Below are 399 nucleotides of genomic sequence, written 5' to 3' on the forward strand. Positions count from 1 at the left end.
CCGCCAGGCCAGCGCCGCCGAGCCAGCCCAGACCGAGCGTGCCGGCGCCGACGATGTGCTGCGCTCGCTGACCGACAGCGCCAACGCCGTGGGCGTGTGCGTGGAGGAACTCAACGGCGCGCAGTACGGCTTCGACGTGGCCCGCTCGCTGTGGCAGCAACGCGGCGCCGGTGCGCCGGCGCTGCGCCAGATGGCCCAGCAGGTGCGCCTGTCGATGTGCCGCGACGCCAGCCGCGCGTGCGACCGCTACGTGCTCGCTGTGACCGGCACCGCCTCGCAGACCGTGCCGGGTCGCCGCGCCCCGCAACTGCTGCAACAGACGCTGTGGCTGGCCGACCGTGACGGCACGCCGCTGGCCACCACGGTGGTGCCCGCCGGCCGCACGCGCCAGTCGATGGC

The 399-nt window shown here is 75.4% G+C and carries 1 protein-coding gene; it reads left to right on the forward strand.

All coding sequences use genetic code 11. From position 1 onward, the window contains the following. Positions 1-399: hypothetical protein (locus AC1DCP_RS26595; protein WP_476774898.1), on the forward strand; the 399-nt coding region annotated here is incomplete at both ends.

It is taken from the genome of Agrobacterium sp. 10T429 (assembly GCF_056393925.1).